The sequence below is a fragment of the Pseudomonas sp. B21-032 genome, from assembly GCF_024748965.1.
Taxonomy (GTDB): Bacteria; Pseudomonadota; Gammaproteobacteria; order Pseudomonadales; family Pseudomonadaceae; genus Aquipseudomonas.
In genome coordinates, this window is sequence record NZ_CP087180.1 from 1,935,340 (window position 1) to 1,952,829 (window position 17,490).

A 17,490-nucleotide genomic window follows, 5' to 3' on the forward strand; every position below is an offset into this window, starting at 1 on the left:
GACCCTTCATGTTCAAGTCTTCTTTTATAGGGGCAGGGCTGGCGCTGCTCGTCGGTTGCGCCAGCGTCAATGCGCCGGTGGCCGACAGCGCCTACACCCGGGTCGAAAGCCATATTCCCGAATGGGGCGCGATCATCGAGTTGGGCAGTGGCAAGCAGGTTTCGCCGACGCAACTGCTTGATGAGCTGGCGCCAGCGCACACGGTGATGGTCGGCGAAGTGCACGACAACTTCGCCCATCATCTGATCGAGCAATGGCTGGCGACCCACCTGGCCAAGCGCCGGCCCCAGGGGGCGGTGGTCCTGGAAATGCTCGACAGCGACCAGCAGCGCCCGGTCGCCGAAGTCCAGGCCTGGCTGGGCCAGGGCAACCAGGTGCGTAGCCAGCGCCTGCAACAGATCATCCATTGGGACCCGCGCTGGAGCTGGGAGCAATACGGCACGCTGATGGCAGCGCTGATGCCGGCGCCAGCGGCACTGCTGGCCGGCAACCTGTCGGGCGCCGAGCGCAAGCGTCTGATGGCAACAGCGCCAGCCAACCCCGACGGTCTGTTCCCGTCGCCCGCCATCGCCGCCCGCCAACGCCAGCAGATCAAGCAGATGCACTGCGGGCAGATTGATGCCGCGCGCATGAATGCAATGCTGGCGATCCAGCACGCCCGCGATCAGCGCATGGCGCAGGTGCTCGATAACGCCCAGGCGCCGCGACTGCTATTGGCGGGTGTGCTGCACACGCTCAAAAGCCTGGGCGCCCCGCAATACCTGGGGCAAGGGGCGAGCGACCCGGGGCTGAAAGTACTGGTGATCGCTGAGCAGGATCATCGCCTGAGCGCCAGCGACGCCGACTACGTCTGGATGCTGCCGAGCGCGGATGCCGAGGGCGCCGCCCTGGTTACCGACGCGGGTGGTTGCGACCAGCCCGCCATTGAAGCCTTCATTACAAGGAATTAGCCATGACTCAACTGACTGAAAGCGGATTAAACCCGCTGTGCCTGGACCTGCCCGCCGTGGAGGTAGCCGCACAGCTGCATAGCCTGGGCCTGGTGCGCACGTGTACGCCGGCTAACCATGCCGTGATCGAACAACTGGGGCGTTATCCGCAATCCGACGATATCAGCGAAGCGGGGCTGGTGATTGGCGAGGACGGCCTGGACCTGCGCTTGAATCTGCGTGCCTGGTACTGGATCGGCATGGCTCATGATGCCGGTGGCTACCGCCTGAGTGTCTTCGATCGCCACGGCAAAGTGCTGCTGCGCCTGGCCTCGACCAAGCAGTCGTCGATGGCCGGCTGGGCAGGACTGTATGAGCAGTGCATCGACAAGCCGGCAGTTTTCAGCGAGCCGCCTTCGTTCAGCAAGCGTGATCTGCAGGTGCCCGGCCTTGTTGAGGAATGGGCGGCGATGGCCAACGTCCATGAGCACTTTGCCCTGCTCAAGCGCCACGGCCTGACCCGTTACGAAGGTAACGCCCTGGTGGCCCCGGATTTTGCCCGGCAACTTTCGCAGACCAGCCCGGTGGCGATGTTCCGTGAGCTGGCCGCCAGCGCGCTGGAGCTGATGCTGTTCGTCTACAGCGCCGGTAGCGTTCAGATCTTTTCCGGCCGGCTGACGGGTGTGAGCGAGTCGGGCGCCGAGCTGCTGTTTGACATGCCCGCCAGTGACCAGGCGGCGGCTACCTGCTTCAGGATCGCCGATGCGCCGGATGCGCAGATCTGGCGGGTTTACAAACCGAACCAGGTCGGCGGCGTCACCAGCCTCGAGTTTTTTGATGCCGAGCAGCGTCTGATTGTCCAGGTCTTTGCTCGTCGTCCGGCGGGGCAGCCTGAACAACCGGCCTGGCGTGAGTGGCTGGATGCCCTGGAGGCGGCGCGATGAAGGCTTTGCTGCTTGGCGTGCTGGCGGCCTGTGCGGTCATGACCGTGCAGGCCGAAACCGCTGACACCTTGGTGATTGGCAATGATCTGGCGGAAATTGTCGAGCGCCTGGGCGGTACTTCGCGCCTGGTCGGGCGCGATGATTCCAGTCGCTTCCCGCAGGCTATCGCCAACCTGCCGTCGGTGGGCTACATGCGCCAGCTCTCGGCAGAAGGGGTGCTGGCGCTCAAGCCGCAACGGCTGCTGATCAGCGATGCTGCCCGTCCGGCTATCGTGCTGCGCCAGTTGAGCGGCCTGGGGCTTGAAGTGCTGAGCATTGCCCGCGGCAAGGGTGTCGGCGATATCCCGGCAAAGATCGAGCAGGTGGCGGCGGCCATGAACCTACAGGCGCAGGCGCAACCGTTGCTTGATGAGCAGCGCCAGTTGGCTGGGCAGTTGGCCAAGACGCCGGCGCTCAAAGGACCGAAGGCGCTGTTCATTTTCAATCATGCCGGCATGACGCCGCTGATCATGGGGCAAGGCACCGAAGCTCAGGCGGCACTGGCGCAGGCGGGGATCGAAAACTGCGCGACCTTCAATGCCTACAAGCAAGTGGCGGCTGAAGCCATGGTGTCGCTGGCGCCGGATTTCGTCATCGTCAGCCGCGCCGGGCTGGCGGCACTTGGGGGTGAAGACAACCTGTGGAAACTGGGCGGCCTGGCCCATACCCCGGCCGGACAGCATCGGCGCTTGGTGCAGGTCGATGACCAGGCACTGCTCAACCTCGGGCCGCGCACGGTGCAGGCCATGCTGCAGCTACGCCAGGACGCAGGAGCGCTGTTTCCATGAGGCGCGCAAGCAGCGTCTCGCTGCCGATACTGATGCTGATGCTGGCAGGGCTGTGCGCCCTGCTGGTGGTGTGTTCGCTGGTCGGTAGTATCGGCTTGTCGCCACGGATTGTGTTCGGTGATCTGCCCACCGCCCTGGAGTGGCAGGTCTGGAGCGAAGTGCGCCTGCCGCGTCTGCTGCTGGCAGTGCTGGTGGGCTCGACCCTGGCGGTGGGCGGCACGGCGATGCAAGGCCTGTTTCGCAACCCCCTGGCCGACCCGACCCTGCTCGGCCAGGCCAGCGGCGCCGGGCTGGCGGTGTCGGTCTGGGTCGTACTGTTCAATGGCCGCTTTGCCGGGTTGGAGCTTTATGGGCAGTTTTTCGCAGGCTTTATTGGCGCGTTGCTGGTGACCCTGGTGATTTTTCGTATTGGCCGCGGCTACAAAGGGCACGAGTCGACCATCACCTTGTTGCTGGCCGGCTTGGTCATCAACACCCTGACCGGTGCCCTGGGCGGCATCCTCACCTTTGTCGCCAGCGAAGAGCAGTTGCGCCAGCTGAGCTTGTGGGGCATGGGCAGCCTGAGCAGCGCCGAGTGGTCGACCGTATCGGTGGCCGCCCTGGTCTTGCCCCTGAGCTTGTGGGTGCTGGCGCGCTGCGCGGGCGATCTGGACTTGTTTCAGCTGGGCGAGGTGTCTGCGCACGCCGCCGGGCTGGATGGCGACCGGTTGAAAAACCGTGTGGTGCTGGCTTCGTCGCTGGGCGTGGGCCTGTGCGTGGCGCTGAGCGGCATCATCGGGTTTATCGGCCTGCTGGTGCCGCATTGCTTGCGCCTGTATTTCGGCCCGGGCCACCGTTTGCTGATTCCGGCTTCAATGCTCTGCGGAGCGATCCTGTTGCTGGTCGCCGATACTCTGGCACGCAGTCTTACCAGCCCGGCGGAAATTCCCGTCGGCCTGGTCACCAGCATTATTGGTGGGCCGTATTTTCTCTGGTTGTTACTCGGTCGCAAGGTGCGGGAGTTTTGACATGCTTGAACTGATCAATGTCAGCCTGGAGCGCCCTTTTGCCCTGGCGCCGTTCAGCGAACAGATAAGGGCGGGGGAGCTGCTGGGGTTGATCGGCCCCAATGGCGCGGGCAAAAGCACGCTGTTGTCGTTGATATCCGGTTACCTGCAACCGGCGGGCGGGCAGGTCGAGTTGCTCGGTCGAGCGTTGCCCGCTTATTTGCCCGGGCAACTGGCGCGCCGGCGCGCGCTGGTGACGCAGCAGATGGACAGCGCTTTCGATTGGCGGGTCGAAGAATTCATTCGTCTCGGTCAGCAGCACCCTGGCGAGCCGTGCCCGGGCATTATCGATGCGCTGGATGTCCGTCACTTGCTTGGCCGGGGAGTGTTGTCGCTGTCTGGCGGCGAGCTGCAGCGGGTAACCATTGCCCGGGCCATGAACCAATTGGCAATCAGCCCGCTGACTGACGCCTGGGACGATGGTCGCGGCTGCCTGCTGTTGCTGGACGAACCCACCAGCGCCCTGGATATCGGCCAGCAGCAGAACCTCATGCGGGTGTTGCGCACGCTGACCCGTTCGCCGCGTATTGCCGTGGTCTGTGTGTTACACGACCTGAACCTGGCTGCGCGCTACTGCGACCGCCTTTGGCTGCTCGAAGGCGGCCGGCTTTGCGCCAGCGGCGCGCCGGCCCAGGTGCTCAGCGAGCAGCGCATTGCCCAGGTATTTGGTGCGCAGGTACGGGTAACGGCGGGTAAACACCACCAGGTGAGCATTGAGCTGGCGCCGTAAGTGGCGTCTAGCGCTGACTCAACGTAACCCAGTAGCGTGAGCGCCGCAGCACCTGCACGGACAATGACAGGGGCAGGGCGTCGAGCACCGCATCGGTGTCGGCCAGCGGATAAACGCCGGAGATACGCAACGCAGCGATCTCGTCGCTGCAGCGCAACAGGCCAGGCCGGTAGCGGCTGAGTTGCTCGACAAAGGCATCCAGGCGCATGTTGTCGGCCACCAGCAAGCCCTTGCTCCAGGCCGGCTCGGCCGAGGTGCCGGTGGCCGGTTCGATGCGGGTCGGGGTGAAGCGCGCGCGCTGCCCGGGAGTCAGGCGCAGGGGGTTGGCGGGTGATTGCCGCGCCTGCACCTCGACTGCACCGTCGAACAGCTCGACCTGCGTGGCTGGCTCTTGCAGCTCGACACTAAAACGCGTCCCTAATGCCCGTACCTGGCCATGTACGGTGTAAACGCTTAACGGGCGTTGATTGGCGTTCGAGGGGTGGCCACTGCGGATCAACAGGCGCCCGGCGAGCAGTTGCACCCGCCGCTGGCGGCTGTCGAACAGCACGGCGATTTCGGTACTTGCGTCGAGGGTCAATTGGCTGCCGTCTTCCAGCTCGATGTGCTGTGGGGCGCTGGCACCATTGCGGTAGGTCAGTTCCGGGCCCGGCTGCCAGACGTTGCGATAGGCCAGTTGCCCGGCGCAGCCGAACAGGCCGAGCACCGCCAGTGCCTTGAGCGCTTGCCGGCGACTGCGGCCCTGGCTGCCCCGGGAAAGGCTCTGGTAGCCGGCATGTGGCTCCAGCCCGGCCATGCGTCGACGCAGGGCCTCGATGTGCAGCCAGGCACGTTCGTTGTCCGGATGGGCGGCGCGCCACTGCTCAAGCGCCCGCTGCTGCTCGGGGCTGAGTGCGCCTTCCATGGTTTCGGTGAGCCACTGTGCGGCTTCGCGAGTAGTACGCGGGTTAAAGGGGGAGGGGGTCATGGCAGGTCAGCAAAAAAGCAATGCTGGTTGGCCCGCACCAGGTACAGCTTTACCGAGCGGCTGCTGACCTGCAGGCGTTCGGCGATTTCGGCGATCTTCAGGCCCTGCAGGTGCGACAGTAAGAAGGCTTCGCGGACCTTGGCCGGCAGGGCGTCGAGCATGCGATCGAGCAGGGTCAGGGCTTCAAGTGCCAGCACGCGGACTTCGGGTGACGGTTCAACTGCTTCAGGCAGGCTGGCCAGTGTTTCCAGGTACGCCTGCTCGACCAGGCGGCGGCGATAGACATTGGCCATCAGTCGCCGCGCCACGGTCGAGAGAAACGAGCGGGGTTCGCGGATCCTGAACAGGTCTTTGGAGCCGAGGATGCTCAGGAAGGTATCGTGGGCAATGTCGGCGGCATGTTCCGGGCAGCCGATACGATTGCGTAGCCATCGGTGCAGCCAATTGTGATGGTCGTTGTACAGGGTGCTCAGGCACGTATTCAGTCCAGGTGTAGCGGGGCGGGTGTCCATCGGGTGCGTGGCCGGCGTAAAGCGGAACGGACGCCCATTATAGAGAGAATGATTATCAATTGATAATTATTGTTATTGAGAAATGCTGGTCACCGGCTGGCCGTGAGCGGATTTGCCGGGCGGCCCAGCTGCCGCAGTGCCTGCTTGCACGCTTTCGTCGCAGACTACCTGGCTGATGGCTCTGGACAGTGAGCCTTTGAAGATCGGAGTGAGCTCGTTGTCGGCCTCGGCGTCCTGAAGGTCCTCCAGCGAAGCTCCCGAGCCCATGAAGCGTACTGTGCGTGCGCTGCAATCGAACTGGCGGGCACTGTAGCTGGTCCCGCTGATGCCGACACGCTGGGTGATTACAGTGCGCTGGGAAGGATCACCCGACACGCTCACGATCGAGTAGCGGGCGTCTTGATCGAAGGAGGTTTGCAGCACTGTAGCGCTGACGAGGGAACAGCAAAGTGCCAGGCAACAGCCAGAGATGAGTTTGATCAGCACGGGTACTTCCTTGCATTGGCGCTGTGATTTTGCAGGAGGTGCCAAGCGATAATGAATCGTATTAACGATGTGGCACGTTGCTAGCTTAGTGGGCAAGCTATTCCTAGACAACGGCCCACCCCCCATTGTTCATGAAATTTCCGACAATCGGGGTGGATTATTCATGCATGTTTTGACGGCCTGGTGACAATCGACGAAAAGCTGATAAATTTCAGCCGGTTGAAACAGCAGTCGGGGGTCCGGTTGCGAAAAGGAAAAACACCATGATTTCACCGGAACGTCAGGCTGTAGCCTTGCAGCGCTATCTGGACGCCAACCCGCAGATGCGTGAGGAAATTGCCGTGCTCAGCGAGCACGAGCAGGCTCAGCAGGTCCTCTGGGCCTTCGAGGATGCCGCGCAGGAGCAGGGGGTCGAACCCTGGGAGCTGACCTTGCAACTGATTGCCGAGTCCGACGAGGAGCTTGCGGCCCTGCGCCTTGAGGTGCATCGCGAGGTTGCCGAGGCGCTGGGGATGGCGTGGGAAGAGTATTGCGAGTTCAACGAAATCGAACAGGATTCGTAACGCTGCAACTCGGATTTGTAGTGTTTTGACAAGATTTTATGCAGCCCAGGGGCTGGATCATCATGGCTTCAGCTGTGGCGTCCAGGCCAGGGGCTGCGTGTGTTGAGCGGCCTTGGGCAAGGTTTTTGCCGGGGTCTTTGAATTAATTGGACCGGCGTACTTTCCCGTCGTCCTGAACGGGGTGACTTCTGGTCTTTGAGCCACTAGAATGCTTGCCCTTGATTCTGGAGTCGGGTATCGCCGGCTAACGTCTGTGCAACGAGGAATATCCATGCAAGTTTCTGTTGAAAATACTTCTGCTCTCGAGCGCCGCATGACCATCGCCGTTCCGGCCGAGCGCGTCGAGACCGAAGTCAACAAGCGTCTGCAACAGACTGCCCGTCGCGCCAAGGTCCCAGGCTTCCGTCCTGGCAAAGTGCCGATGAGCGTGATCCGTCAGCGCTACGAAGACGCCGCCCGTCAGGAAGCCTTCGGCGACCTGGTCCAGGCTTCCTTCTACGAAGCCGTGGTCGAGCAGAAGCTGAACCCGGCTGGCGCCCCTGCCGTCGAGCCAAAATCGTTCGAAAAGGGCAAAGATCTCGAATACGTCGCCATTTTCGAAGTATTCCCTGAGTTCACCGTTGCCGGTTTCGACTCGATCGCCGTCGAGCGCCTGAGCGCCGAAGTGGCTGACGCCGACCTGGACAACATGCTCGAAGTGCTGCGCAAGCAAAACGTGCGCTTCGAAGCCGCTGACCGCGCTGCCCAGAACGAAGACCAGCTGAACATCGATTTCGTCGGCAAGGTCGACGGTGAAGTGTTCGCTGGCGGTTCGGCCAAGGGCACCCAGCTGGTACTGGGTTCCGGTCGCATGATCCCGGGCTTCGAAGAAGGCCTGGTCGGCGCCAAGGCCGGTGAAGAGCGCGTTCTGAACCTGACCTTCCCCGAGGACTATCAGAACCTCGACCTGGCTGGCAAAGCCGCCGAGTTCACCGTTACCGTCAACAGTGTTGCCGAGCCAAAGCTGCCTGAGCTGACCGAAGAGTTCTTCGCCCAGTTCGGTATCAAGGAAGCAACCCTGGAAGGTTTCCGCACCGAAGTTCGCAAGAACATGGAGCGTGAACTGCGTCAGGCGATCAAGACCAAGGTCAAGAACCAAGTAATGGACGGCCTGCTGGCTGCCAACCCGATCGAAGTCCCGAAAGCCCTGCTGGAAAACGAAGTGAACCGCCTGCGCGTTCAAGCCGTTCAGCAGTTCGGTGGCAACATCAAGCCTGAGCAACTGCCGGCCGAGCTGTTCGAAGAGCAAGCCAAGCGCCGCGTCGTGCTGGGCCTGATCGTCGCCGAAGTGGTCAAGCAGAACGAACTGAAGCCGGACGAAGACCGCGTTCGCGAAATGATCCAGGAAATGGCTTCGGCTTACCAGGAGCCTGAGCAGGTCGTCGCTTGGTACTACAAGAACGACCAGCAACTGAACGAAGTCCGTTCGGTTGTGCTGGAAGAACAAGTTGTGGATACTGTTCTGCAGAAAGCGACTGTGACCGACAAATCGGTCTCGTACGAAGAAGCCGTAAAACCAGCCCAGGCACCTGCCGCCGCTGAGTAATACGCCAGCTTCGTAGGAAAACACCACAAGCCAGCCTTCGAGCTGGCTTGTGCGTATTCAAGACATGACTATTTGGGAGTGAGTGCAGGACATGTCCCGCAATTCTTATTATCAGCAGAGCTCTGACATCCAGGCCGCAGGCGGCTTGGTCCCGATGGTTATCGAGCAATCCGCTCGTGGCGAACGCGCCTATGACATCTACTCGCGCCTTCTCAAGGAGCGGGTGATCTTCCTGGTCGGCCCGGTAGAGGACTACATGGCCAACCTGGTAGCGGCGCAGATGCTGTTCCTTGAAGCGGAAAACCCGGACAAGGATATCCATCTCTACATCAACTCGCCGGGCGGTTCGGTGACTGCCGGCATGTCGATCTACGACACCATGCAGTTCATCAAGCCGGACGTCTCGACCATCTGCATCGGCCAGGCCTGCAGCATGGGCGCCTTCCTGCTGGCCGCCGGTGCCAAGGGCAAGCGTCACTGCCTGCCGAACTCGCGGGTGATGATTCACCAGCCACTGGGCGGTTTCCAGGGCCAGGCCACGGATATCGAGATCCACGCCAAGGAAATCCTCTCCATCAAGTCGCGTCTGAACGAGCTGCTGGCCTACCACACAGGTCAGGACCTGGAGACCATCAAGCGCGATACTGAGCGCGACAATTTCATGAGCGCCGAGCGCGCAGCCGAATACGGCCTGATCGACTCGGTCTACGACAAGCGGCAACTGGCCTCCTGAATCCGGGTGCCAGAGCAGGCGGGCGCGCATTGCGCCTACCTGCGGACTTGAAAAAGCCCGCAATTGCCTTCATCTTGTGTTGCAAGCCTACCGGATTGGATCGATCGAATGACTGACACCCGTAACGGCGAGGACAACGGCAAATTGCTCTATTGCTCCTTCTGCGGCAAAAGCCAGCACGAAGTGCGCAAGTTGATTGCCGGCCCCTCGGTATTTATCTGCGACGAGTGCGTCGACCTGTGCAACGACATCATCCGTGAGGAGGTGCAGGAAGCCCAGGCCGAGAGCAGCGCGCATAAACTGCCTTCGCCGAAAGAAATCAGCACCATCCTGGACCAGTACGTCATTGGTCAGGAGCGTGCGAAAAAGGTACTGGCGGTAGCGGTGTACAACCACTACAAACGCCTGAATCAACGCGACAAGAAGAACGACGACGTCGAGCTCGGCAAGAGTAACATCCTGCTGATCGGTCCGACGGGCTCGGGTAAGACCCTGCTCGCCGAAACCCTCGCGCGTCTGTTGAATGTACCGTTCACCATCGCCGATGCCACCACCCTGACCGAAGCCGGTTACGTGGGTGAGGACGTCGAGAACATCATTCAAAAACTGCTGCAGAAGTGCGACTACGACGTGGAAAAGGCCCAGATGGGCATTGTCTACATCGACGAAATCGACAAGATCTCGCGCAAGTCGGACAACCCGTCCATCACCCGCGACGTTTCGGGCGAGGGCGTGCAGCAGGCGCTGCTCAAGCTGATCGAAGGCACGGTCGCTTCGGTACCGCCGCAAGGTGGCCGCAAGCACCCGCAGCAGGAATTCCTGCAGGTCGATACGCGTAACATCCTGTTTATCTGTGGCGGTGCGTTCTCGGGCCTCGAAAAGGTCATCCAGGCGCGTTCCACCCGCGGCGGCATCGGCTTTGGTGCCGAAGTACGCAGCAAGCAGGAAGGCAAGAAGGTTGGCGAGTCGCTGCGTGAAGTCGAGCCTGACGATCTGGTCAAGTTCGGTCTGATCCCGGAGTTCGTCGGTCGTCTGCCGGTTCTGGCGACCCTCGACGAGCTCGACGAAGCTGCCTTGATGCAGATTCTGACCGAGCCGAAGAACGCCCTGACCAAGCAGTATGCCAAGCTGTTCGAAATGGAAGGCGTGGACCTGGAGTTCCGCAGTGATGCGCTCAAATCCGTGGCCCGCAAGGCCCTGGAGCGCAAGACCGGGGCCCGTGGCCTGCGTTCGATCCTCGAAGGCATCCTGCTCGACACCATGTACGAGATTCCTTCGCAGAAGGATGTCAGCAAGGTGGTGATCGACGAGAGCGTCATCGATGGCTCTTCGCAGCCGCTGTTGATCTACGAGAACAGCGAGCCGCAAGCCAAGGCTGCACCCGACGTCTGAGTCGCCACGCGGCTCGATTCAAGCAAGGGGCCTTCGGGCCCCTTTGCTTTTCCTGTCGCAGAGCTTGTTTTTTTGCGGGCCTGCCCCCACATTAACTCCACGCTCAAAATCCATCGGTTTCCGGCCATAAGGCCGCTGTAGAGGCGAAATCATGAAGACCACCCTCGACTTGCCTCTCTTGCCATTGCGCGATGTCGTCGTCTATCCGCACATGGTCATCCCACTGTTCGTGGGGCGCGAGAAGTCCATCGAGGCCCTTGAGGCCGCGATGACGGGCGAGAAGCAGATTCTCCTGCTGGCCCAGAAGAACCCCGCTGACGACGATCCAGGCGAAGACGCCCTGTACCGCGTCGGTACCATTGCCACCGTCCTGCAACTGCTGAAACTGCCCGATGGCACCGTCAAGGTGCTGGTCGAAGGCGAACAGCGCGGTGCGGTCGAGCGTTTCAACGAAGTCGACGGCCACATTCGTGCCGAAGTTTCGCTGATCGACGAATCCCAGGCTGCCGAGCGCGAGTCTGAAGTCTTCGTCCGCAGCTTGCTGTCACAATTTGAACAATATGTTCAGCTGGGCAAGAAAGTCCCGGCTGAAGTCCTGTCGTCGCTCAACAGCATCGACGAGCCCGGGCGCCTGGTCGACACCATGGCAGCGCACATGGCGCTGAAGATCGAGCAGAAGCAGGAAATCCTCGAGATCCTCGACCTGTCGGCTCGTGTCGAACACGTGCTGGCGCTGCTGGATGCCGAAATCGACCTGCTGCAGGTCGAGAAGCGTATCCGTGGCCGGGTCAAGAAACAGATGGAGCGCAGCCAGCGCGAGTACTACCTGAATGAGCAGATGAAGGCCATTCAGAAAGAGCTCGGCGACAGCGAAGAAGGTCACAACGAAGTCGAGGAGCTGAAAAAGCGTCTCGACGCTGCCGGCCTGCCGAAGGACGCCTACGCCAAGGCCCAGGCCGAGCTGAACAAGCTCAAGCAGATGTCGCCGATGTCGGCCGAAGCCACCGTGGTGCGCTCGTACCTCGACTGGCTGGTGCAGGTGCCGTGGAAGGCGCAGAGCAAGGTGCGTCTGGACTTGGCCAAGGCCGAGGAAATTCTCGACGCCGACCATTACGGCCTGGAGGAGGTCAAGGAGCGTATCCTTGAGTACCTCGCAGTGCAAAAACGGGTAAAAAAGATCCGTGGTCCGGTACTGTGCCTGGTCGGGCCGCCTGGCGTGGGTAAAACCTCGCTGGCCGAGTCGATCGCCAGTGCCACCAACCGCAAGTTCGTACGCATGGCCCTCGGTGGCGTGCGCGACGAGGCCGAGATTCGCGGTCACCGCCGTACCTATATCGGTTCGATGCCCGGTCGTCTGATTCAGAAAATGACCAAGGTTGGCGTACGCAACCCGCTGTTCCTGCTCGACGAAATCGACAAGATGGGCAGCGACATGCGCGGCGATCCGGCCTCGGCGTTGCTGGAAGTGCTCGACCCCGAGCAGAACCACAACTTCAACGATCACTACCTGGAAGTCGACTACGACCTCTCGGACGTGATGTTCCTCTGCACCTCGAACTCGATGAACATCCCGCCAGCCTTGCTGGACCGGATGGAAGTCATCCGCCTGCCGGGTTACACCGAGGACGAGAAGATCAACATCGCGGTCAAGTACCTGTCGCCCAAGCAGATCAAGGCCAACGGCCTGAAAAAGGGCGAGCTGGAGATCGACGTCTCGGCGATCCGCGACATCATCCGCTACTACACCCGCGAAGCCGGCGTGCGGGGCCTGGAGCGCCAGATCGCGAAAATCTGCCGCAAGGTGGTCAAGGAGCACGCCGGCCTCAAGCAGGTGGCGGTGAAGGTTACTGGCGAGCAGCTCGAGCACTACCTGGGCGTGCGCAAGTACCGCTACGGCCTGGCCGAGCAGCAGGATCAGGTTGGCCAGGTCACCGGCCTTGCCTGGACCCAGGTGGGCGGCGAACTGCTGACCATCGAAGCTGCAGTGATTCCGGGCAAGGGTCAGCTGATCAAGACCGGCTCGCTCGGTGATGTCATGGTCGAGTCCATCACTGCCGCGCAAACCGTGGTGCGCAGCCGCGCCCGCAGCCTGGGGATTCCTGCCGACTTCCACGAGAAGCGCGATACCCACATCCACATGCCCGAAGGCGCCACGCCCAAGGATGGTCCAAGTGCCGGTATCGGTATGTGCACCGCCCTGGTTTCGGCCCTGACCCAGATCCCGGTGCGTGCCGATGTGGCCATGACCGGCGAGATCACCTTGCGTGGTCAGGTGCTGGCAATCGGTGGTTTGAAGGAAAAACTGCTGGCCGCTCACCGGGGTGGAATCAAGACGGTGATCATTCCGGAAGAGAATGTGCGTGATCTGAAGGAAATTCCTGAGAATATTAAGCAGGATCTGCAGATTAAACCGGTCAAATGGATTGACGAAGTCCTCCAAATTGCGCTGCAATACGCCCCGGAGCCCTTGCCCGATGTGGCTCCGGAGATTGTCGCCAAGGATGAAAAGCGCGACAGCGATTCCAAGGAAAGAATCAGCACACATTAGTACGTATTTGGCTGGGGGGCTTTCTTGACAGTATTTTCAGGCCCTTGTTATAAAGCGGCACTTAAGTGTCAACAGGCCACCCAGCGCTCGTTTAGCTTTTCATTACATACTTAGAAACAAACTCAATAGAGATATAAGGGGACTTAGAGTGAACAAGTCGGAACTGATTGACGCTATCGCCGCATCTGCTGATATTTCGAAAGCTGCCGCTGGCAAAGCGCTGGACGCAGTAATCGAATCCGTCACCGGCGCCCTGAAGGCAGGTGACTCCGTGGTACTGGTAGGTTTCGGTACCTTCTCGGTCACCGACCGTCCAGCTCGCACCGGCCGCAACCCGCAAACCGGCAAGACTCTGGAAATCCCTGCCGCCAAGAAGCCTGGCTTCAAGGCTGGCAAGGCTCTGAAAGAAGCCGTCAACTAAGTCGCTTCCTTCAGGCTCACGCCTAACCGAGCCGGGCTCACGCCTGGTCCGGCTGCCGAGCGCCGGGAGGCCTGATACCAGGTTCCCGGCGCTCGGCCAGTTACGAGAAGGCGCATCCTCGGATGCGCCTTTCTTCTATCAGGACTCTACCCACGCTCCACGGTTGGTTCATTCAGTACAACCGTTTCTGGGGGACGCATGCTGCAGAATATCAGGGACAATTCACAAGGTTGGATTGCCAAGACCATCATCGGTGTCATCGTAGCCTTGATGGCACTGACCGGCTTCGATGCCATCTTCCAGGCCACCACCCACAGCCAGGACGCTGCCAAGGTCAATGGCGACAAGATCAGCCAGAACGAGCTGAGCCAGGCCGTCGACATGCAACGTCGACAGCTGATGCAACAGCTGGGCAAGGATTTCGATCCGGCCATGCTCAACGAGCAAATGCTGCGTGAAGCCGCGCTCAAGGGCTTGATCGATCGCAAGTTGCTGCTTCAAGGCGCCGAAGACGCCAAGTTCGCTTTCTCCGAAGCTGCCCTCGACCAACTGATCCTGCAAACCCCTGAGTTCCAGGTGGACGGCAAGTTCAGCCCCGAGCGCTTCGATCAGGTCATTCGCCAGATGGGCTACGGCCGTCTGCAGTTCCGCGAAATGCTGGCTCAGGAAATGCTCATCGGCCAACTGCGCACCGGCCTTGCCGGCAGCGGTTTTGTTACCGACGACCAGGTCGACGCTTTTGCCCGTCTGGAAAAACAGACCCGTGATTTCGCTTCGCTGACCTTCAAGGCCGATCCGGCCGCGGTCAAGGTTACCGACGAGCAGATCAAGGCGCACTACGACGAACACGCCAAGGAGTTCATGAGCCCCGACCAGGTCGTCATCGACTACATCGAGCTGAAGAAATCCGCGTTCTTCGACCAGGTTGAAGTCAACCAGGACGAGCTCAAGGCGCTGTACGAGAAAGAAATCGCCAACCTGGCCGAGCAGCGGCATGCCGCGCACATTCTTGTTGAAATCAATGACAAGGTGAATGAGGGGCAGGCCAAGGCCAAGATCGAAGAAATCCAGGCGCGCCTGGCCAAGGGCGAAGACTTTGCCACCCTGGCCAAGGAGTTCTCCCAGGACCCGGGCTCGGCCAGCAATGGCGGTGACCTCGGTTATGCCGGCCAGGGCGTTTATGATCCGGCCTTCGAAGACGCGCTGTATGCACTGAACAAGGACCAGGTCTCGGGCCCCGTGCGTACCGAATACGGTTTCCACCTGATCAAGCTGCTCGATGTGCAGGCGCCTGAAGTGCCAAGCTTCGACAGCCTGAAAGACAAGCTGACCCGTGAGCTGAAAACCCAGCAGGTCGAACAGCGCTTTGTCGAAGTGACCAAGCAGCTGGAAGACTCGGCCTTCGAAGCCTCCGACCTGGCCCAGCCGGCGCAGGAACTGGGCCTGAAGGTGCATACCTCGCCAGCGTTCGGTCGTGAAGGCGGCGAAGGCATCACTGCCAACCGCGCGGTGATCCAGGCGGCATTCAGCACTGAAGTGCTGGAAGAAGGCTCCAACAGCACGGCGATCGAGCTGGATCCGGAAACCATCGTGGTGCTGCGCGTCAAGGAACACCGCAAGCCTGAGCAACTGGGCCTTGAAGTGGTCTCCGAGAGCATCCGCAAGCACCTGGCCAAAGAGCAGGCGACTGCTGCCCTGAAGACCAAGGCCGATGCCCTGATCGCCGGTCTGCGCGATGGCAAGATTGCCTTGGCGGCCAGCCAGGACGGTCAGGCCTGGAAGGTTCAGGAGGCGGTATCGCGTAGCCAGGACGGTATCGACCCGGTCGAGCTGCAGGCACTGTTCCGTATGAGCAAGCCTGAAGCCAAGGACAAGCCGGTGTACGCCAGCGTCACCCTTAACGATGGTAGCCTGGTGGTACTGCGTCTGAACGGCGTCAACGAAGGCACAGCGGCCACTGAAGAAGAGAAAGCGAGCTACCGCCGCTTCCTCGCTTCGCGCGCCGGCCAGCAGGACTTCGCGGCATACCGCAAGCAGCTGGAAGCCAAAGCGGATATCACTCGCTACTGAGTGCTGGATGCTTGAAACAGAAAAGGCCGCTTATGCGGCCTTTTCTGTTTTCATCGCGGGGCAAGTCGGGTCGCCGCACCGCCGCTCCCGCCGGTTTGTAGGAGCGGGCTTGCCCCGCGAAGAGGCTACTGAACGGCAGCTGGCACCAGAAACGCCGCCTCCAGCAACTGCCGGGTATACGCATGCTGCGGGTCGGCAAAGATGTCCGCCGCCACCCCTTGCTCCACCACCTGGCCTTGCTTGACCACCATCAACTGGTGGCTGAGCGCCTTGACCACCGCCAGGTCGTGGCTGATGAACAGGTAGGTGAGGTTGTACTTGCTCTGCAATGAGCGCAACAGCTCGACCACCTGGCGCTGCACGGTGCGGTCCAGGGCCGAGGTCGGCTCATCGAGCAGGATAAGTGCCGGTTTGAGCACCAGTGCCCGGGCAATGGCGATGCGCTGGCGTTGGCCGCCAGAGAACTCGTGCGGGTAACGGTGCCGCGCCTGCGGATCAAGGCCGACCTCTTGCAGGGCGGCAATGATTGCCTGCTCCTGCTCGGCGGCGTTGCCCATGCGGTGGATGCGCAGGCCTTCACCGACGATGTCGCTGACGCACATGCGCGGGCTGAGGCTGCCGAACGGGTCCTGGAAAACCACCTGCATCTGCCGGCGCAGCGGGCGTACCTGCTGCTGGGTCAGGTGCTCAAGGCTCGTGCCCTGAAAGCGGATGCTGCCCTGGCTGCCCAGCAGGCGCAGGATCGCCAGCCCCAGGGTCGACTTGCCCGAACCGCTTTCGCCGACAATGCCCAGGGTCTGGCCCTGGGGCAGGTCGAAGTTGATGCCGTCCACCGCCTTGACGTAATCGACGGTGCGTCGCAACAGACCCTTCTTGATCGGGAACCACACGCGCAGGTTCTCGACCTGCAGCATCGGCGCGCCGGGCGGGTTGCCGGCCGGGCCGCCGCTGGGCTCGGCACCGAGGAGCATCTGCGTGTAGGGATGCTTGGGGTGGCGGAACAGTGCATCACAGTCGGCTTGCTCGACGATCTGGCCCTTTTGCATCACGCAGACCCGGTGGGCAATGCGCTTGACCAGGTTGAGGTCGTGGCTGATCAGCAGCAGCGCCATGCCCAGGCGTGCCTGCAGGGACTTGAGCAACTCGAGGATCTTCAACTGCACGGTGACGTCCAGCGCCGTGGTCGGTTCGTCGGCGATCAGCAGGTCAGGCTCGTTGGCCAGGGCCATGGCAATCATCACACGCTGCCTCTGGCCGCCTGAGAGCTCGTGTGGCAGCGCTTTGAGGCGTTTGTGCGGCTCGGGTATGCCGACCATCGCCAACAGCTCCAGGGTGCGCTCGGTGGCCGCCTTGCCGCGCAGGCCCTTGTGCAGCAGGAGGATCTCGTTGATCTGCTTTTCGATGTTGTGCAGCGGGTTGAGCGAGGTCATCGGCTCCTGGAAGATCATCGCCACGCGGTTGCCGCGTATGCGCCGCATCTTTTTCTCGTCGAGGGTCAGCAGGTCTTGCCCTTCGAACAGGATGCTGCCGCTCGGGTGGCGGGCCAGCGGGTAGGGCAGCAGGCGCAGGATCGAGTGCGCCGTCACCGACTTGCCCGAACCGCTTTCACCGACCAGGGCCAGGGTTTCGCCGCGGCGGATGTCGAAGTTGACACCTTCGACCACCCGCTGGGATTGATCGCCGGTGACGAACTCGACGGCCAGGTCACGGACTTCGATCAAGGTTTGCTTGCTCATC

The 17,490-nt window shown here is 61.5% G+C and carries 16 protein-coding genes; 12 read left to right on the forward strand and 4 right to left on the reverse strand.

The features are described from left to right. The first annotated feature begins 8 nt into the window (after nt 1-8). Genes LOY54_RS08935 through LOY54_RS08955 form a run of 5 tightly spaced genes read left to right on the forward strand, consistent with a single transcriptional unit; the run spans nt 9 to nt 4,476 of the window. Nucleotides 9-950 (forward strand): ChaN family lipoprotein, encoded by a 942-nt coding sequence (locus LOY54_RS08935; protein WP_258610180.1) that lies wholly within the window; start codon nt 9-11, stop codon nt 948-950. 2 nt (nt 951-952) lie between these two features. Next, nucleotides 953-1,873, forward strand: coding sequence for a ChuX/HutX family heme-like substrate-binding protein (locus LOY54_RS08940; protein ID WP_258610181.1), 921 nt, complete (start codon nt 953-955; stop codon nt 1,871-1,873). Next, the gene (locus LOY54_RS08945) at nt 1,870-2,700 is read left to right on the forward strand and encodes a hemin ABC transporter substrate-binding protein (RefSeq protein ID WP_093385269.1); all 831 of its coding nucleotides are present in this window, start codon (nt 1,870-1,872) and stop codon (nt 2,698-2,700) included. Before LOY54_RS08940 ends, LOY54_RS08945 begins: the two co-directional genes overlap by 4 nt. Beyond that, nucleotides 2,697-3,707 (forward strand): iron ABC transporter permease, encoded by a 1,011-nt coding sequence (locus LOY54_RS08950; RefSeq protein ID WP_258610182.1) that lies wholly within the window; start codon nt 2,697-2,699, stop codon nt 3,705-3,707. Before LOY54_RS08945 ends, LOY54_RS08950 begins: the two co-directional genes overlap by 4 nt. A gap of 1 nt (nt 3,708) precedes the next feature. Then, nucleotides 3,709-4,476: an ATP-binding cassette domain-containing protein gene (locus LOY54_RS08955; protein WP_258610183.1), complete on the forward strand. Its 768-nt coding sequence runs from the start codon at nt 3,709-3,711 to the stop codon at nt 4,474-4,476. Nucleotides 4,477-4,483: 7 nt separating this feature from the next. Here LOY54_RS08955 and LOY54_RS08960 read toward each other — a convergent pair whose 3' ends face one another. The 3 genes from LOY54_RS08960 to LOY54_RS08970 all read right to left on the reverse strand — a co-directional run bounded on the left by LOY54_RS08960 (nt 4,484) and on the right by LOY54_RS08970 (nt 6,441). Beyond that, complete coding sequence (locus LOY54_RS08960; RefSeq protein ID WP_258610184.1) at nt 4,484-5,443, reverse strand: FecR domain-containing protein; 960 nt, start codon at nt 5,441-5,443, stop codon at nt 4,484-4,486. Continuing rightward, the gene (locus LOY54_RS08965; RefSeq protein ID WP_258610185.1) at nt 5,440-5,955 is read right to left on the reverse strand and encodes a sigma-70 family RNA polymerase sigma factor; all 516 of its coding nucleotides are present in this window, start codon (nt 5,953-5,955) and stop codon (nt 5,440-5,442) included. Before LOY54_RS08965 ends, LOY54_RS08960 begins: the two co-directional genes overlap by 4 nt. Nucleotides 5,956-6,027: 72 nt before the next feature. Then, nucleotides 6,028-6,441 (reverse strand): hypothetical protein, encoded by a 414-nt coding sequence (locus LOY54_RS08970; RefSeq protein ID WP_052676584.1) that lies wholly within the window; start codon nt 6,439-6,441, stop codon nt 6,028-6,030. Between the two features lie 263 nt (nt 6,442-6,704). On the opposite strand from LOY54_RS08970, the gene LOY54_RS08975 reads away from it, so the two are divergent. From LOY54_RS08975 to LOY54_RS09005, 7 genes are all read left to right on the forward strand, one after another. Further along, nucleotides 6,705-7,004 carry a DUF6388 family protein gene (locus LOY54_RS08975; protein WP_258610186.1) on the forward strand — a complete coding sequence of 100 codons (300 nt, stop codon included), beginning with the start codon at nt 6,705-6,707 and terminating at the stop codon, nt 7,002-7,004. 271 nt (nt 7,005-7,275) lie between these two features. Next, complete coding sequence (gene tig, locus LOY54_RS08980) at nt 7,276-8,589, forward strand: trigger factor (protein WP_045202127.1); 1,314 nt, start codon at nt 7,276-7,278, stop codon at nt 8,587-8,589. Nucleotides 8,590-8,680: 91 nt separating this feature from the next. Beyond that, nucleotides 8,681-9,322 (forward strand): ATP-dependent Clp endopeptidase proteolytic subunit ClpP, encoded by a 642-nt coding sequence (clpP, locus tag LOY54_RS08985; protein ID WP_010224369.1) that lies wholly within the window; start codon nt 8,681-8,683, stop codon nt 9,320-9,322. A 108-nt stretch (nt 9,323-9,430) separates the two neighbouring features. After that, entirely contained in the window at nt 9,431-10,714 is a 1,284-nt protein-coding gene (clpX, locus tag LOY54_RS08990; protein ID WP_010224368.1) for an ATP-dependent Clp protease ATP-binding subunit ClpX, read from the forward strand. A 151-nt stretch (nt 10,715-10,865) separates the two neighbouring features. Further along, nucleotides 10,866-13,262, forward strand: coding sequence for an endopeptidase La (gene lon / locus LOY54_RS08995; protein WP_045202125.1), 2,397 nt, complete (start codon nt 10,866-10,868; stop codon nt 13,260-13,262). Between the two features lie 148 nt (nt 13,263-13,410). Then, nucleotides 13,411-13,683, forward strand: a complete 273-nt coding sequence (locus LOY54_RS09000) for an HU family DNA-binding protein (RefSeq protein WP_045202124.1) — start codon at nt 13,411-13,413, stop codon at nt 13,681-13,683. Between the two features lie 198 nt (nt 13,684-13,881). Next, complete coding sequence (locus tag LOY54_RS09005) at nt 13,882-15,753, forward strand: SurA N-terminal domain-containing protein (protein WP_045202122.1); 1,872 nt, start codon at nt 13,882-13,884, stop codon at nt 15,751-15,753. Between the two features lie 125 nt (nt 15,754-15,878). Here the strand turns inward: LOY54_RS09005 and LOY54_RS09010 are convergent, their stop codons facing one another. Then, nucleotides 15,879-17,489 carry an ABC transporter ATP-binding protein gene (locus LOY54_RS09010; RefSeq protein ID WP_258610187.1) on the reverse strand — a complete coding sequence of 537 codons (1,611 nt, stop codon included), beginning with the start codon at nt 17,487-17,489 and terminating at the stop codon, nt 15,879-15,881. Between the last annotated feature and the right edge of the window lies 1 nt (nt 17,490).

Bases quoted from the DNA above. Each gene is read 5' to 3' on its own strand.
- LOY54_RS08935 (WP_258610180.1), top strand. From the start codon at position 9: ATGTTCAAGTCTTCTTTTATAGGGGCAGGGCTGGCGCTGCTCGTCGGT.
- LOY54_RS08940 (WP_258610181.1), top strand. From the start codon at position 953: ATGACTCAACTGACTGAAAGCGGATTAAACCCGCTGTGCCTGGACCTG.
- LOY54_RS08945 (WP_093385269.1), top strand. From the start codon at position 1,870: ATGAAGGCTTTGCTGCTTGGCGTGCTGGCGGCCTGTGCGGTCATGACC.
- LOY54_RS08950 (WP_258610182.1), top strand. From the start codon at position 2,697: ATGAGGCGCGCAAGCAGCGTCTCGCTGCCGATACTGATGCTGATGCTG.
- LOY54_RS08955 (WP_258610183.1), top strand. From the start codon at position 3,709: ATGCTTGAACTGATCAATGTCAGCCTGGAGCGCCCTTTTGCCCTGGCG.
- LOY54_RS08960 (WP_258610184.1), bottom strand. From the start codon at position 5,443: ATGACCCCCTCCCCCTTTAACCCGCGTACTACTCGCGAAGCCGCACAG.
- LOY54_RS08965 (WP_258610185.1), bottom strand. From the start codon at position 5,955: ATGGACACCCGCCCCGCTACACCTGGACTGAATACGTGCCTGAGCACC.
- LOY54_RS08975 (WP_258610186.1), top strand. From the start codon at position 6,705: ATGATTTCACCGGAACGTCAGGCTGTAGCCTTGCAGCGCTATCTGGAC.
- tig (WP_045202127.1), top strand. From the start codon at position 7,276: ATGCAAGTTTCTGTTGAAAATACTTCTGCTCTCGAGCGCCGCATGACC.
- clpP (WP_010224369.1), top strand. From the start codon at position 8,681: ATGTCCCGCAATTCTTATTATCAGCAGAGCTCTGACATCCAGGCCGCA.
- clpX (WP_010224368.1), top strand. From the start codon at position 9,431: ATGACTGACACCCGTAACGGCGAGGACAACGGCAAATTGCTCTATTGC.
- lon (WP_045202125.1), top strand. From the start codon at position 10,866: ATGAAGACCACCCTCGACTTGCCTCTCTTGCCATTGCGCGATGTCGTC.
- LOY54_RS09005 (WP_045202122.1), top strand. From the start codon at position 13,882: ATGCTGCAGAATATCAGGGACAATTCACAAGGTTGGATTGCCAAGACC.
- LOY54_RS09010 (WP_258610187.1), bottom strand. From the start codon at position 17,489: ATGAGCAAGCAAACCTTGATCGAAGTCCGTGACCTGGCCGTCGAGTTC.